Genomic DNA, 13,968 nt, shown 5'->3' on the forward strand with positions numbered 1-13,968 from the left:
CCCGGGAGGGTCGGGTCATGCCTACCGACACCTCTTCCGGAGCGCTCCCGGTCCGGTCGCCCCTCGCGCCCGTACCGGGTGAGCCCGTCCTCGACGTGGTGATCCCGGTCTACAACGAGGAGACGGACCTCGGCCCCTGCGTGCGCAGGCTGCACGAGCACCTGACCCGGACCTTCCCGTACCCCTTCCGCATCACCATCGCCGACAACGCGAGCACCGACCGCACCCCCGAGGTCGCGGCCGCCCTCGCCGCCTCCGTGGCCGGCGTACGCAGCACCCGGCTGGAGCAGAAGGGCCGCGGCCGGGCCCTGCGCACGGTGTGGGGGGAGTCGGAAGCACCCGTCCTGGCGTACATGGACGTGGACCTCTCCACCGACCTCAACGCCCTGCTCCCGCTGGTCGCCCCGCTGATCTCCGGCCACTCCGACCTCGCCATCGGCACCCGCCTGGCCCGCTCCTCGCGGGTGGTCCGGGGAGCGAAGCGGGAGTTCATCTCCCGCGCCTACAACCTGCTCCTGCGCTCCTCGCTCTCCGCCCGCTTCAGCGACGCCCAGTGCGGCTTCAAGGCGATCCGCCGCGAGGTCGCGACCCGGCTGCTGCCGCTCGTGGAGGACTCCGGCTGGTTCTTCGACACCGAGCTGCTGGTCCTCGCCGAGCGGGCCGGGCTCCGCATCCACGAGGTCCCGGTGGACTGGGTCGACGACCCCGATTCCACCGTGCACATCGCCCGCACCGCCGCCGAGGACCTCAAGGGCGTCTGGCGGGTGGGCCGGGCCCTGGCCGTCGGCGCGCTCCCGCTGGACCGGCTCGCCCGCCCCTTCGGGGACGACCCGCGCGACCGCACCGCCCTGCCCGGGGTCCCGCGCGGGCTGGCCCGCCAGCTCCTGGGCTTCTGCGCGGTCGGCGCCCTGTCCACCCTCCTCTACCTGCTCCTCTACTCCGCGGCACGGAACGCCGCCGGCCCCCAGCTCGCCAACGCCGCCGCGCTGCTGCTCTCCGCCGTCGCCAACACCGCCGCCAACCGCCGGCTCACCTTCGGCGTCCGCGGCCGGGCCCGCGCCGTCCGCCACCAGGCCCAGGGGCTCGTGGTGTTCGCCATCGGACTGGCCCTGACCAGCGGATCGCTCGCCGCCCTCGGGGCCGCCAACTCCACACCGGGGCACAGCACCGAGCTGGCCGTCCTGGTCACCGCCAACCTCGCCGCCACGGTGCTGCGGTTCCTGCTCTTCCGCGCCTGGGTCTTCCCCGAACGGCGCGCCACTCCCGCGAAGGACCACTCCTGATGACCACGGCAGCCCTACCGCTCCACCCGCCCTCCCCGGCCGCCCCGTCCCCCAGGACGGCCGGGGCGCACGCCGCGCGCCCCGGCTGGGAACGCCCCGCGTTCCTCGGGCTGCTCCTCGCCGCCGCCGTGCTGCTGCTCTGGGACCTGGGTGCCTCCGGCTACGCCAACTCCTTCTACTCCGCCGCGGTCCAGGCGGGCGGGGAGAGCTGGAAGGCCTTCTTCTTCGGCTCCTCCGACGCCGGTAACTCCATCACCGTCGACAAGCCCCCGGCCGCGCTGTGGCCCATGATGCTGTCCGTCCGGCTCTTCGGGCTCGGTGCCTGGCAGATCCTCGTCCCGCAGGCCCTGATGGGCGTCGGCACGACCGCCGTGCTCTACGCGGCCGTGCGCCGCCAGTTCGGCCCGGCGGCGGCCCTCATCAGCGGAGCCGTCTTCGCGCTGACGCCCGTGGCCGCGCTGATGTTCCGCTTCAACAACCCCGACGCGCTGCTGACCCTCCTGATGACCGTCACCGTGTACTGCGTGCTCCGGGCCCTGGACGGCGCGCACACCACATGGCTCGTCTGGGCCGGGGTCGCGGTCGGCTTCGCCTTCCTGACCAAGACCCTCCAGGCCTTCGTCATCCTGCCGCCCCTCGCCCTGCTGTACGCGGTCTGCGCGCCGACCCGGCTGCGCAGGCGCCTCGGACAACTGCTGCTCTCCACCCTCGCCATGGTGGCGGCCGGCGGCTGGTGGGTGGCGGTCGTCGAACTGTGGCCCGCCTCCTCCCGCCCGTACATCGGGGGCTCGCAGACCAACTCCTTCCTGGAACTGACCCTCGGCTACAACGGCCTCGGCCGGATCAACGGCGAGGAGACCGGCAGCGTCGGCGGCGGAGCCCGCACGGCGGCCGCCGAGGGCATCGCCGGCGCCCCCGGAGCCGGTGGTGGCGGCGGTGGCGGAATGGCCTGGGGAGAGACCGGCATCGACCGGCTGTTCTCCTCGAACATCGGCGGTCAGATCGGCTGGCTGCTGCCCGCCGCGCTGATCCTGCTCGTCGCGGGCCTCGTGGTCACCTGGCGGGCCCGCCGGGCCACCGACACCCTGGAGGGCATGGCCCGCGCGGCCTTCCTGGCCTGGGGCGGGGCGCTGCTGATCACCGCGGTGGTCTTCAGCTTCATGCAGGGCATCTTCCACGAGTACTACACCGTCGCCCTGGCTCCGTACATCGCCGCCCTGGTCGGCATGGGCATCGCCGTCCTCTGGGAGGAGCGGGGCAGCCGGGCCGCCTCCCTCACGCTCGCCGGGACCCTCGCTCTCACGTCGTACTGGGCCTTCGCCTTGCTCGGTCGCTCCGCGGAGTACGTGCCGTGGTTGCGCTGGTTGGTCCTCGCTGTCGGACTCGGCACGGCCCTGCTGCTGCCGTTCACCGCGCGGCTGGGCCGCCGCACCGCACTCGGCGTGGCGGCAGTCGGCCTGGGCGTGGCCCTGGCCGGACCCCTCGCGTACTGCCTGACCACGGTGACCACCCCGCACACGGGCTCGATCGTCACGGCGGGCCCCGCGGTCGCGGGCGGCCGGGGCGGTCCCGGCGGCGGGATGCGCGGCTTCGAGATGCCGGGCGGCGGCGGGATGCCCGGGGGCGGTGGCGGAGCCGCACCGCAGGGCATGCCCCCGGGCGGAGCACCCCAGGGCGGCCAGGCCCCCGGCGGGACCGGCCCCACCGACGGCGGCCGGGGCACCCGGACCGGCGGCGGACCGGGCGGTGGCATGGGCCGGGGCACGGGCGGCGGCGGCACCGGCGGCGGCATGGGCGGCCTGCTCGGCGGGACGCGGACCAGCGCCGAGGCCACGGCCGCGCTGCGCGCCGACGCGGACCGGTACACCTGGGCGGCGGCGGCCATCGGCTCGCAGAACGCGGCGAGTTACCAGCTCGCTTCGCAGCAGCCGGTGATGGCCCTCGGCGGCTTCAACGGCAGCGACCCCTCCCCGACCCTGGAGCAGTTCAAGGCGTACGTGAGCGCCGGGAAGATCCACTACTTCATCGGCCAGAGCGGCGCGGGAGCCGACGGCGCCGTGGCCGACGGCGCCGCGGCCGGCGGCGAAACCGGCGGCGGCGCGGAGACCGGCACCGCGGCACGCGGCGGGGGCGGCCCCGGCGGGGGCGTGAGCAGCTCCATCGAGACCTGGGTCAAGGCCAACTTCAAGGCCTCCACCATCGGCGGAGCCACCTTCTACGACCTCACCGCGCCGACGTCACCGGCATCCTGAAACCCGCCGGACCCGGTCCCACTAGCATCGAGGGGGCGGACCGGGCATCGCGGGCCGGTCCCGTGCGCGTGAGGAGGATGCCTCCATGGCCACCCCGGCGGATCCCGGCACGGCCCGGACCAGCGTCTGGCTGGCGGTACGGCCGGCCGCACGCGCCCGGCGGCGCAGCGAGGCCCCCGCGGGACTGGACCGGGAACGGATCACGGCCGCGGCCGTACGGCTGCTGGACGCCGACGGGCTGGCCCGGTTCTCCATGAGGCGGCTCGCCGCCGGGCTCGGGGTCACCGCGATGTCCCTGTACTGGTACGTCGACACCAAGCACGATCTGCTCGAACTCGCCCTGGACAGCGCCCTGGGCGAGCTCGGTGAACGGCAGGAGCCGGCCGGGCCGCCCGTGGAGGGCTGGCCCGGCCGGCTCCGTTCGCTGGCCCGGGGCTACCGGAGGCTGCTCGCGGACCATCCGTGGGTGGCTCCGCTCACCGCCGCGTATCCGAACATCGGCCCGCACGCCCGGGCCTTCGACGCAGCCCTGCACCGGCTGCTGGAGGCCACGGGCCTGCCGGACGCCACCCGTGCCGGGGCCCGGCTGGCCGTCTCCCAGTTCCTGCACGGCTGCGGGGGCACGGTCCGGCGGCCGGCCGACGGGGAGTTCTGCCTCGCGCTCGACGTCCTGATCGCCGGGATCCAGGCGCACACCGGGCGACCGGCGGCCGGGGCGCCCACCGCGCCCGCGCCCCCCGCCGCCACCGCGCCCGGACACCTCACCGCCCCCGCCGCGCCCGCGGCCCCGTAGACCGCCCGGCTACTCCGCCGCGGCGGCCGCCGGCTCGTGGGCCGCCGGCTTCGACCTCAGGGCGACCTCCTTGATGAACACCACCAGCACCAGCGCCAGCAGCGCGGTGGGGGCGGCGTAGAGGAAGACGTCGCCGACCCCGTGCCCGTACGCGGACTCGACGACCGTGCGGAAGGGCTCGGGCAGCTGGGCGAGGTCGGGGATCGCACCCCCGCCGGTACCGCCGTGGCCCATGGCCGCCGCCTTCGGGCCGAGCTCGGCGAGGCCGTCCTTGACGTAGTGGGTGACCCGGTTGGCCATGACCGCGCCGAGGGCGGAGACGCCCATCGCGCCACCGAGCGAGCGGAAGAAGGTGACGACCGAGCTGGCGGCGCCGAGGTCCTCGGGGGCCACTTGGTTCTGGGAGGCGAGGACCAGGTTCTGCATCATCATGCCGAGGCCGAGGCCGGTCAGCGCCATGAAGATCGCGATGTGCCAGTACGGGGTGTCGTACCGCAGGGTGCCCAGCAGGCCGAGTCCGGCCGTCAGGAGCACGCCGCCGGAGACGAGCCAGGCCTTCCACTTACCGGTCTTGGTGATCACCTGACCGGAAACGGTGGAGGAGACGAAGAGCCCGCCGATCATCGGAATCGTGAGGATTCCGGACATCGTGGGGGACTCGCCGCGGGCCAACTGGAAGAACTGGCTGAAAAACACGGTGCCCGAGAACATCGCGATGCCGACGAAGAGCGAGGCTGCCGAGGCGAGGCTGATGGTCTTGTTGCGGAAGAGGCGCAGCGGAATGATCGGGTCGCTCGCCCTGGATTCGACCAGGAGGAAGAGCAGGCCGAGGACGAGGGCGCCGCCGGTCATCGCCGCGCTCTGCCAGGACATCCAGTCGTACGAGGTGCCGGCCTGCGTCACCCAGATCAGCAGGGCCGAGACGGCGCCGCTGATCAGGAAGGCGCCCAGCCAGTCGACCTTGACCTCGCGGCGCACGACGGGCAGGTGCAGGGTGCGCTGGAGCACGATCAGGGCGATGACGGCGAAGGGGATGCCGACGTAGAAGCACCAGCGCCAGCCGAGCCAGCTCGTGTCGGTGATGACCCCGCCGAGCAGCGGGCCGCCGACGGTGGCGACGGCGAAGACCGCGCCGAGGTAGCCGCTGTACCGGCCGCGCTCGCGCGGGGAGATCATCGCGGCCATCACGATCTGGGCGAGGGCGGAGAGCCCGCCGACGCCGATGCCCTGGACCACGCGGCAGGCGATGAGCATGCCGGTGTTCTGGGACATGCCCGCGACCATCGAGCCGAGGACGTAGATCACCAGGGATATCTGGACCAGCAGCTTCTTGCTGAAGAGGTCGGACAGCTTGCCCCAGAGCGGGGTGGCCGCCGTCATCGAGAGCAGGGCGGCCGTGACCACCCAGGTGTAGGAGGACTGGGTGCCGCCGAGGTCGCCGATGATCTGGGGCAGGGCGTTGGAGACGATCGTGGAGGACAGGATCGCCACGAACATGCCGAGCATCAGCCCGGAGAGCGCCTTCATGATCTGCGGGTGGGTCATGGGCGCGCTGTCGGACGTGGTCTCCGGCCGGCCGCCTCCCCGCACACCGGTGGGTGTGGTCGTAGCCATGTGTTTCCTTCGGTCTAGCTGTCTGGAAGCGTGAAGCCCGACCGGAGCCGGGCCAGCAGGATGTTGAGGTGGTCGACGTCCGCGTCGGACCAGTCGGCCAGGGCCTTCGCCAGCGCGGTGGTGTGGCGGGTGCCGAGCTCGGTGAGGAGCGCGCGGCCGGCCGGGGTCAGGCGCAGGATCCGGCAGCGGGCGTCGACGGGGTCGGTGTCGCGGGTGATCCAGCCGCGGTCGGTGGTGTGCGCGACGTGCCGGCTGGTCACGGAGATGTCGATGGCCAGGTACTCGGACAGGCGGCCGAGCCGCATCTCGCCGTGCCGGTCGAGCACGGTGAGCACGGCCGCCGAACCGGGCGGGCAGTCGGAGGGCAGGAGGCGGGCGAGGTCGCGCTTGACGGCGCCGATGCCGGTGAGCTGTCGGGCCAGTTCGGCGTAACGCGTTGCGGGTGTGGTCACTGCGGGCGCTGTGGTCACCGGGACCCCCCTCCGAATGTCGTTGCTTCGGGCAACCATAGAAGCAGATGGTTGTTACAGGCAAATGAATCGGAGGCCCGGGCGGTAAAGGAATCGGAAAACCCGCTAGGGTCCTGCGCATGGCTGCGAATCACGACTCGAACCACAACTCACAGGCTCCCGAGGGTGACTACGACCCCGCGGGCAGCACCCAGATGTTCCGGGCGTTCGTCGACGAGCCGGTACCGGCCCCCGCCGTCCCCGGTTCGCGCATGCAGAACCGTGCCGCGCGCAAGTCGGGCCCGGGTGCGGGCCTGTGGATCGGCGTCGGCCTCGCCGCGGTGGTCCTGATCGCCGTGGTGGCCTGGCTGGCGCTCTGAGGCCCGGCCCGCGCGGCGACGGCCGTCAGTTCCCGACCGCCGTCAGTTCCAGGTGGCCGTGACCCTCTGGGTCTCCACGTGCATGCCCAGGGGGACGCGCCAGGCCTCGACGCAGATCCGGTAGGTCCGCGTCTTCGTCGTGCCGCCCGCGATCGGGGCGGGCAGCGGCTGGGTCGAGATGATGGTGTTCCAGTCGACGCCCAGGGCGCCGATGATGTGCGTCGCGAAGCTGACCGTGCCCGAACGGGCCGCCGTGCCTCCGGTGTTGGTGAAGGGCACCGCGACCTGCTCGCACCAGCGTTCCGCGGCCGCGGTGCGGGTCGGCGCGCCGATGCTCAGCTTCGCCGGCGTGGCCGGAGGCGGCGCGGGCGTGGACGGCCCGGGCTTCGGCGGCGGGCTGGACGGGCTCCCGGGCTTGCCGCCCGGGGCGGTCGGAAGCGTGGTGCCGGGTGCGGTGGCGGGCGGGTTCCCGGAGCCGCCGGGGGGTGTGGCCGCGCCTCCGCCCGAGGCGGAGCCGGCCGGGGGCCGCGATCCCGGGGCGCCGGGCGGCGTACCGCCGGGGCCGCCCGATGTCCCACCGGAGACTCCGCCCGTGACTCCGCCCGAGCTTCCGCCCGGAGTACCGCCGGGCGTGCCGCCCGGGATGTCCGCCGAGGCGCTCCCCGACGTGCCGTCGCCGGCCGCGGAGGAGCCGGGCGACGCCTGCGGGAGCGACTGGAACTCGACCCCGGCCCTGGGTGCGACGTTCTCCCCGGCGCCCCGATCCGGGCCGGGGGCGGCTGCGCCCACGGCCACGTAGGCCTCGCGCGCGGGGCCGCCGCAGCCGGTCAGGGCGACGGCGGAAGCCGTGGCACACAGGGCGAGGACGGCGGCCTGCCGGGATACCTTTCGCATCCCGGCAGTTTTACTGACGTGCCGTCAATTGTGAAGCCGCTGCGGAGGATTGGCCGAGCGTGCTCGTGCCGGTCCGCGCGGCCGCATCCCGGTGGCCGCGGAGGCTACTCGCCGATCAGGCCGACGCGGAGCTGCGCGAGCGTGCGCGTGAGCAGCCGGGAGACGTGCATCTGGGAGATGCCGACCTCCTCGCCGATCTGCGACTGGGTCATGTTCGCGAAGAACCGCAGCATGATGATCTGCCGTTCCCGGGGCGGGAGCTTGGCCAGCAGCGGCTTGAGCGACTCGCGGTACTCGACGCCCTCCAGCGCGGTGTCCTCGTACCCGAGCCGGTCCGCGAGCGAGCCCTCGCCGCCCTCGTCCTCGGGGGAGGGCGAGTCGAGCGAGGAGGCGGTGTACGCATTGCCCACGGCGAGGCCGTCGACGACGTCCTCCTCCGAGACCCCGAGCACGGCCGCGAGCTCCGGCACGGTTGGCGAGCGGTCGAGCTTCTGGGCGAGCTCGTCGCTGGCCTTGGTGAGGGCGAGCCGCAGCTCCTGGAGCCGGCGCGGGACGCGCACGGACCAGGAGGTGTCCCGGAAGAACCGTTTGATCTCGCCCACGACGGTCGGCATGGCGAAGGTCGGGAACTCCACCCCGCGCTCGCAGTCGAACCGGTCGATGGCCTTGATCAGCCCGATCGTGCCGACCTGGACGATGTCCTCCATGGGCTCGTTGCGGCTCCGGAAGCGGGCCGCGGCGTAGCGCACGAGGGGGAGGTTCAGCTCGATCAGGGTGTCGCGCACGTAGGTCCGCTCGGGACTGTCCGCGTCGAGGCCTGCGAGCCGCTTGAAGAGGGAGCGGGAGAGGGTGCGGGTGTCGATCCGGGTGTCGATGGCTTCCGAGCGGTGGGACACTGCCGGCACTTCACGCTGCTTGACGAGCGTGAGCACCTGTGAGCTGCCCTGGTCTACGGACATGCCACCCCCTTGAGGTCGCGGACGGTCGCGCTTCATCTGCGCGCCCGTCGGAGGAACGCAGCCTCCACCTGAATACCGGAGGCGGGGCTGCGGCAAACGCGGTTCCAGCAGAATGTCACATGTCGGCAACACGCTGTAGCGCCATGTCGACAAGTATCTCCAGCGACAGAACCCGATAGGCCTGCTCTAGGGCGGGAATCTGCCGCTCTGTCAGGAAACGCGGAGAATGATCTCCACTCGATTCGGTTAGGCCTCGATCCTGTTTGCGGATCTCAGCCGGGCGAAGCTCCGGGCGAGGAGTCGGGAGACGTGCATCTGGGAGACGCCGAGCTCGGCGCTGATCTGCGACTGGGTCAGATTGTTGTAGTACCGCAGGAGCAGGATCCGCTGCTCGCGTTCGGGCAGCTGTACGAGCAGGTGGCGGACCAGGTCGCGGTGTTCCACGCCGGCCAGCTCGGGGTCCTCGTAGCCGAGGCGGTCGAGCAGGCCGGGGAGCCCGTCGCCCTCCTGGGCGGCCTCCAGGGAGGTCGCGTGGTAGCTGCGGCCGGCCTCGATGCAGGAGAGCACCTCGTCCTCGCCGATGCGCAGCCGCTCGGCGATCTCGGGGGTGGTCGGGGTGCGGCCGTGCAGGGTGGTGAGGTCCTCGGTGGCGGCGTTGACCTGGACCCACAGCTCGTGGAGCCGGCGCGGCACGTGGACGGTGCGGACGTTGTCGCGGAAGTACCGCTTGATCTCGCCCACGACGGTCGGCATGGCGAAGGTCGGGAACTGCACCCCGCGCTCGGGGTCGAACCGGTCGATCGCGTTGATCAGCCCGATCGTGCCGACCTGGATCACGTCCTCCATCGGCTCGTTGCGGCTGCGGAAGCGGGCGGCCGCGTACCGGACGAGCGGGATGTTGGCCTCAATGAGGGCCCCGCGGACCCGCGCGTGCTCGCTGGTGCCCGGCTGCAGGTCCTTCAGCTGCCCGAACAGGACCTGGGTGAGGGCCCGGGTGTCGGCGCCCCGGCTCTGCGGCCTGGGGGCGACCGGAGGCTCCTCGGGAGCCTCCTGCTGGGGCGGTACGTGGGACTCCTGCGGCTGGGGCTGCGGGGAGACCTGCGACTGGCCCTGCGGGGTCACCTGCGACTGGCCCTGCGGGGTCACCTGCGGCTGGCCCTGGGGGGACACCTGCGGGGAGGCCTGCGGGGACACCTGCGGGGAGGCCCGGTGCGGGGCCTGCGCGGAGTTCCCGCGGGGTTCGTGCGGATGGTGGGGCTGCTCCTGCTGTGGGTCCTGCTGGGGCGGCACCTCAGGCGCAGTACTGGCCGGCACGGTCACGCCACCCCTTCACTTCACGTCATCAACTCATCCGTCAAAAGCGGTCATAGCATCACAAGACATGTGCACTGTGTGCAAGCACCGTATAACGCCGTGTTGGGAGTAACTTGGGCATAACAGGGCATCTTGCCCCGTCTGCGCGAACGCGAAAAGCCCCCCATCCGTCGGAGTGGGGGGCCGGGAAGTCCGGAAACCGCTTCAGCGTACGGGTTCAGCGCACCAGTTCGGTCATGAACTCGCCGATCGCCGTTGCGGCATCCGAGATCCCCATGAAGCCTATTTTGACCATGTCGGCGGCTTTTTCGGGCTGGGTGATGATGACGAAGAGGACGAAGACGACAAGGGCGCCCGAGATCAGCTTCTTGGTTTCCACGTGCGCTGTCGGCCTCCCCAACCGGTCCTGCAAGGTCGGCAGAGTCTAGCCCGTCGTGTTCGAACACTCACCCGGCCTTTAGGGACCAATGACCTGGCGGCACAGGCCCTTTGCCGGTGTGCCGACGGCCCCGGAAGGCGCAGGATTGAACACAAGCCCACCGGTTCTGGCAGGAAATCGGTGAGCGAGGGACAGGACCTCACTGCGGGGTCCGAGCCGCAAGCTTCCCCCCTGACTGCGGCTTGGACTGGCAGGTTCCGTCCTCATCGGGGGAAGTGGCTTGTCCCCCCGATGCCACTTCCCCCGTCCCAACCGTTGAAGGTCCCGACTCAGGTCGGGGCCTTCTTCGCGTTTGGCGCCTTCCGGGCCGGGGGAGCGCCTACTCCAGCCCGCCGGCCAGGTCGGCGATCGGCTGGACGGGGGCGATCACGGGCGCGAGCTGGTTCGGGAGCTCCATCAGCTGGTTGAGCTGGTTCAGGCCGCCGCTCACCTGTCCGCCGATCTCCTGCACCGAGGACGGGCTCGCCCCCTCGGGCATGCCCTGCGGGGCCGGCAGGTCCGGAAGGGTGAGTGGGGAGACCGGGGCGGCGGAGGCGGCGGGAGCCGCGAGGCCGGCGGCGGCCCCCGCGAGGGCGAGGGCGGCGAGGATGCGCTTGGTCTTGGTCATGCCGTGACAACGGCCCAGGGCGCGGGCAGTCACGCGGATGTCCCTCGGACGCCGGAACCCCCGGAACCCCCGGAACCCCCGGAAACACCGAGAGCCCCGACCCTTGCGGGGCGGGGCTCTCGATCAGAGCGGTAGCGGTGGGATTTGAACCCACGGATAGCTTGCACCATCACACGCTTTCGAGGCGTGCTCCTTCGGCCGCTCGGACACGCTACCGAGAGAGAGCTTAGCCCAAGGAGAGCCGTGCTCTGAAATCCATCCGCGCGACAGCGCTCAGAGATCGCGGAAGAAGTCCGTGAGCTGCCGCGCGCACTCCCCCGCGAGCACGCCCGCGATCACCTCGGGACGGTGGTTGAGCCGGCGGTCCCGTACGAGGTCCCACAGCGACCCCGCGGCGCCCGCCTTCTCGTCGGCCGCCCCGTAGACCACCCGGGCCACCCGCGACTGCACGAGGGCGCCCGCGCACATCACGCACGGCTCCAGGGTCACCACGAGGGTGCACCCCGGGAGCCGCCATTCCCCGAGGGCGGTGGCCGCCCGGCGCAGCGCCAGTACCTCGGCGTGTGCCGTCGGGTCGCCGGTCGCCTCCCGTTCGTTGTGCCCGGTGGCCAGGAGCGTGCCGTCCGGGCCGAGCACCACGGCGCCGACCGGCACGTCGCCGGCCGGCACCGCCCGGGCGGCCTCCCGGAGCGCGAGGCGCATGGAGTCCTGCCACGGGTCCCGTACGGGATCGGGCGTGTACGGGGTGGTGTGCGGGGTGTGGTGGTGCTCGGGGATCACTAGCGGACGGCCTCCAGGACCTCGGTGGCGCCGAGCGAATCGGCGATCTCCGAGAGGGCGTCCCCGTCCAGGGTCATCAGCTGTTTGTGGCTCACCCCGAGGTCGTCGAGCAGCCGGGGGTCGCCGAGCGGGCCGGCGGGTGCCGGTTCGGCGCCGGCCCGTACGTCGTGGCCGTCGTCCGCGTCAGCGTCGTCCTCCTCGTCTCTGTCGGCGGATCCGCCGTCCGAATAAGAGGCGATGACCTCGTCCTCGCCGTCCTCGGTGCCGTCGAGGTCCAGCTCGTCGAGTTCGTCGTCCTCGTCGTCCTTGCCCAGCAGCTCGTCGGTCAGCATCGAGCCGTAGGAGCTGCGGGAGGCGGCGGAGGCGTTGGACACGTAGTAGCGCGGGTCCTCCTCGCCGTCCACCCGGACGACCCCGAACCAGGTGTCCTCCTGTTCGATGAGGGCTACCACCGTGTCGTCGTCGACAGAGGCGGAGCGGGCGAGATCGATCAGATCACTCAGAGACTCGACATCGTCGAGTTCCATGTCGCTCGCTTCCCACCCGTCTTCGGTGCGCGCGAGCAGTGCGGCGAAATACACCGTGACTCTCCCACTGGTCATAGGTGTGCCGGTTGGAGTTCCCCCCGGCCGGAGGTGGGTGGGGGTGGAACGGTCGCCGTGCTCACCGTTTCGTACCCCGCCCAGTCGGCATCGTGGCAGAAACGGAGCCATTGCGAGAGGTCTTCGGCGCCGTGGCGCTGGCCGCGCGTGTTGTACGGGGTCTCGTGCCGGGGGCGCGGTGGCGGCCGGACGGCGTCACGGGCGGCGTTTCGGGCGGGGGCCCGACGGGGGCCCGACGGGTGCCGCGCGGCAGCCGGGAGGCACCCCGCCGGGGCCGAAGGCGGGGCTCACCAGCGAAAGGTGCGCATGCGCATCTGCTGGCGCATGCGGGCGGCGCGGGCGCGCCTGGGCTGGACCCGGTCGCGCAGTTCCCGGGCCTCGTGCAGGTCACGGAGGAACTGCGCGCGCCGGGCTCTGCGCTGCGCCGTCGTCTCCAGTGGCTCGTGATCGTCGTCGGGCATGGGTCACCGCCCCTGGCTGGTCCGGTCCGGTCCGTCCCCCCGAATCCCCACCTTCCCCCGGACCAGCCGTTTGATGCCACCTTCTGTCACGACTCCGCAGGAATTCAGTCGGATTCCGACAAACCCGGCTACGCGGACTCCTCGGTCTCCTCGGTCTCCGACAGCGTCGGGACGATCGCCACCGGCCCGTGCGCGTGCTGCAGCACGGCGTTCGCGACCGAGCCCATCATCAGGGACCGGATGTGCCGGCGCGGGTGGTGGCGGCCCACGACGACCAGCGCCGCCGAGTTCGAGGTGGCGACGAGGCGCCCGGCCGCGTCCCCGGGCACCGCGGCCTGCTCGACGGGCACGGTCGGGTACCTCGCCCGGAACGGTGCGAGCCGCTCCGTCTGGGAGCGGAGCATCTCCCGCTCGGCCGGCACCGCGTTCTCGTCCTCCCCCACCAGCGCCTCCGGCGGGATCACCGCGAACGGGCTGTCGATCACCATCGTCGGCGACGGCGGGATGCTGTACGCCGAGACCACCTGGAGCGTGGTGCCCCGCGCGGCGGCCTCCGTGAACGCGAAGTCCAGTACGTTGTCGGGCGTCTCCGCGGCGTGCAGCCCCAGCACGACCCGCCCGGCCGAGGCCTGGGAGGCCGCGTCCACTCCGCGCGCCTCGTGCGCGACCACGACCACGGGGCAGCCGGCGCTGGTGGCCACGGCCCGGCTGTTCGAGCCGAGCAGCAGCGCGGCGAAGCCGCCGCGGCCCCGGGAGCCCATCACCAGCATCCGGGCGCCCTCCCCGATGTCCCGCAGGGCCTCCGGGACGGAGCCCTCCAGGGACGCGTAGCGGACTTCGGCGGGCAGTTCGCCCCCGGTGGCCAGATGGGCCCGTATGCGCACGCTGACGGGGTCCTCGGCCTCCTCGGGCTCGCCGCGGTCCTGGAGGGAGGAACGGCGTGCCGCGTACAACTGGACGCTGTCGGACAGCACGTGGGCGACGACGAGCCCGGTGCCGTGGCGCACTGCCGCAGCCCTTGCCCACTCCAGGGCCTTGAGGCTGTGTTCGGATCCGTCTACGGCGGCGATCACCATTGCGTGGCTCATCAGTCCAGCGTGCTGGGGGTCCGGGCGGGTCGCATCTCCAGGGCTTTCCGGGC

General features: G+C 72.5%; 15 protein-coding genes and 1 tRNA gene. 4 read left to right on the forward strand and 12 right to left on the reverse strand.

Annotation, left to right across the window (positions count from 1 at the left end; genetic code table 11):
* The first annotated feature begins 17 nt into the window (after nt 1–17).
* The 3 genes from OG730_RS21945 to OG730_RS21955 all read left to right on the forward strand — a co-directional run bounded on the left by OG730_RS21945 (nt 18) and on the right by OG730_RS21955 (nt 4,328).
* Nucleotides 18–1,283 carry a bifunctional glycosyltransferase family 2/GtrA family protein gene (locus OG730_RS21945; RefSeq protein WP_327305843.1) on the forward strand — a complete coding sequence of 422 codons (1,266 nt, stop codon included), beginning with the start codon at nt 18–20 and terminating at the stop codon, nt 1,281–1,283.
* Nucleotides 1,283–3,535 (forward strand): glycosyltransferase family 39 protein, encoded by a 2,253-nt coding sequence (locus tag OG730_RS21950; RefSeq protein ID WP_327305844.1) that lies wholly within the window; start codon nt 1,283–1,285, stop codon nt 3,533–3,535. Before OG730_RS21945 ends, OG730_RS21950 begins: the two co-directional genes overlap by 1 nt.
* Nucleotides 3,536–3,620: 85 nt before the next feature.
* The gene (locus OG730_RS21955; protein ID WP_327305845.1) at nt 3,621–4,328 is read left to right on the forward strand and encodes a TetR/AcrR family transcriptional regulator; all 708 of its coding nucleotides are present in this window, start codon (nt 3,621–3,623) and stop codon (nt 4,326–4,328) included.
* Nucleotides 4,329–4,337: 9 nt separating this feature from the next.
* Here OG730_RS21955 and OG730_RS21960 read toward each other — a convergent pair whose 3' ends face one another.
* Both OG730_RS21960 and OG730_RS21965 read right to left on the reverse strand, forming a co-directional pair.
* Nucleotides 4,338–5,942, reverse strand: coding sequence for an MDR family MFS transporter (locus OG730_RS21960; RefSeq protein WP_442814980.1), 1,605 nt, complete (start codon nt 5,940–5,942; stop codon nt 4,338–4,340).
* 14 nt (nt 5,943–5,956) lie between these two features.
* Entirely contained in the window at nt 5,957–6,394 is a 438-nt protein-coding gene (locus OG730_RS21965; protein WP_327305846.1) for a MarR family winged helix-turn-helix transcriptional regulator, read from the reverse strand.
* A gap of 137 nt (nt 6,395–6,531) precedes the next feature.
* Between OG730_RS21965 and OG730_RS21970 the strand changes: the two genes are divergently transcribed.
* Complete coding sequence (locus tag OG730_RS21970; RefSeq protein WP_327305847.1) at nt 6,532–6,771, forward strand: hypothetical protein; 240 nt, start codon at nt 6,532–6,534, stop codon at nt 6,769–6,771.
* Between the two features lie 42 nt (nt 6,772–6,813).
* Here the strand turns inward: OG730_RS21970 and OG730_RS21975 are convergent, their stop codons facing one another.
* The 10 genes from OG730_RS21975 to OG730_RS22020 all read right to left on the reverse strand — a co-directional run bounded on the left by OG730_RS21975 (nt 6,814) and on the right by OG730_RS22020 (nt 13,915).
* Entirely contained in the window at nt 6,814–7,665 is an 852-nt protein-coding gene (locus OG730_RS21975) for a hypothetical protein (protein WP_327305848.1), read from the reverse strand.
* Between the two features lie 104 nt (nt 7,666–7,769).
* Nucleotides 7,770–8,624, reverse strand: coding sequence for an RNA polymerase sigma factor SigF (locus tag OG730_RS21980; RefSeq protein WP_243341827.1), 855 nt, complete (start codon nt 8,622–8,624; stop codon nt 7,770–7,772).
* A gap of 246 nt (nt 8,625–8,870) precedes the next feature.
* The gene (locus OG730_RS21985) at nt 8,871–9,746 is read right to left on the reverse strand and encodes an RNA polymerase sigma factor SigF (protein WP_327309359.1); all 876 of its coding nucleotides are present in this window, start codon (nt 9,744–9,746) and stop codon (nt 8,871–8,873) included.
* Nucleotides 9,747–10,155: 409 nt separating this feature from the next.
* Nucleotides 10,156–10,317: a hypothetical protein gene (locus tag OG730_RS21990; RefSeq protein WP_327305849.1), complete on the reverse strand. Its 162-nt coding sequence runs from the start codon at nt 10,315–10,317 to the stop codon at nt 10,156–10,158.
* Nucleotides 10,318–10,696: 379 nt separating this feature from the next.
* Entirely contained in the window at nt 10,697–11,017 is a 321-nt protein-coding gene (locus OG730_RS21995) for a hypothetical protein (RefSeq protein WP_327305850.1), read from the reverse strand.
* Nucleotides 11,018–11,113: 96 nt separating this feature from the next.
* Nucleotides 11,114–11,200 (reverse strand) — tRNA-Ser (locus OG730_RS22000).
* Between the two features lie 57 nt (nt 11,201–11,257).
* The gene (tadA, locus tag OG730_RS22005; RefSeq protein WP_327309360.1) at nt 11,258–11,686 is read right to left on the reverse strand and encodes a tRNA adenosine(34) deaminase TadA; all 429 of its coding nucleotides are present in this window, start codon (nt 11,684–11,686) and stop codon (nt 11,258–11,260) included.
* Between the two features lie 77 nt (nt 11,687–11,763).
* Complete coding sequence (locus OG730_RS22010; RefSeq protein ID WP_327309361.1) at nt 11,764–12,345, reverse strand: tRNA adenosine deaminase-associated protein; 582 nt, start codon at nt 12,343–12,345, stop codon at nt 11,764–11,766.
* Nucleotides 12,346–12,653: 308 nt separating this feature from the next.
* Nucleotides 12,654–12,827 (reverse strand): hypothetical protein, encoded by a 174-nt coding sequence (locus tag OG730_RS22015; protein WP_243341832.1) that lies wholly within the window; start codon nt 12,825–12,827, stop codon nt 12,654–12,656.
* Between the two features lie 128 nt (nt 12,828–12,955).
* On the reverse strand, nt 12,956–13,915 hold the full coding sequence (locus OG730_RS22020; protein WP_327305851.1) for a universal stress protein: 960 nt from the start codon (nt 13,913–13,915) through the stop codon (nt 12,956–12,958).
* Between the last annotated feature and the right edge of the window lie 53 nt (nt 13,916–13,968).

The sequence above is a fragment of the Streptomyces sp. NBC_01298 genome (assembly GCF_035978755.1).
GTDB lineage: Bacteria > Actinomycetota > Actinomycetes > Streptomycetales > Streptomycetaceae > Streptomyces.

Excerpts from the sequence above, each read along its gene's own strand:
- OG730_RS21945 (WP_327305843.1), top strand. The coding sequence starts at position 18 with ATGCCTACCGACACCTCTTCCGGAGCGCTCCCGGTCCGGTCGCCCCTC.
- OG730_RS21950 (WP_327305844.1), top strand. The coding sequence starts at position 1,283 with ATGACCACGGCAGCCCTACCGCTCCACCCGCCCTCCCCGGCCGCCCCG.
- OG730_RS21955 (WP_327305845.1), top strand. The coding sequence starts at position 3,621 with ATGGCCACCCCGGCGGATCCCGGCACGGCCCGGACCAGCGTCTGGCTG.
- OG730_RS21960 (WP_442814980.1), bottom strand. The coding sequence starts at position 5,942 with ATGGCTACGACCACACCCACCGGTGTGCGGGGAGGCGGCCGGCCGGAG.
- OG730_RS21970 (WP_327305847.1), top strand. The coding sequence starts at position 6,532 with ATGGCTGCGAATCACGACTCGAACCACAACTCACAGGCTCCCGAGGGT.
- OG730_RS21975 (WP_327305848.1), bottom strand. The coding sequence starts at position 7,665 with ATGCGAAAGGTATCCCGGCAGGCCGCCGTCCTCGCCCTGTGTGCCACG.
- OG730_RS21980 (WP_243341827.1), bottom strand. The coding sequence starts at position 8,624 with ATGTCCGTAGACCAGGGCAGCTCACAGGTGCTCACGCTCGTCAAGCAG.
- tadA (WP_327309360.1), bottom strand. The coding sequence starts at position 11,686 with ATGCGCCTCGCGCTCCGGGAGGCCGCCCGGGCGGTGCCGGCCGGCGAC.
- OG730_RS22015 (WP_243341832.1), bottom strand. The coding sequence starts at position 12,827 with ATGCCCGACGACGATCACGAGCCACTGGAGACGACGGCGCAGCGCAGA.
- OG730_RS22020 (WP_327305851.1), bottom strand. The coding sequence starts at position 13,915 with ATGAGCCACGCAATGGTGATCGCCGCCGTAGACGGATCCGAACACAGC.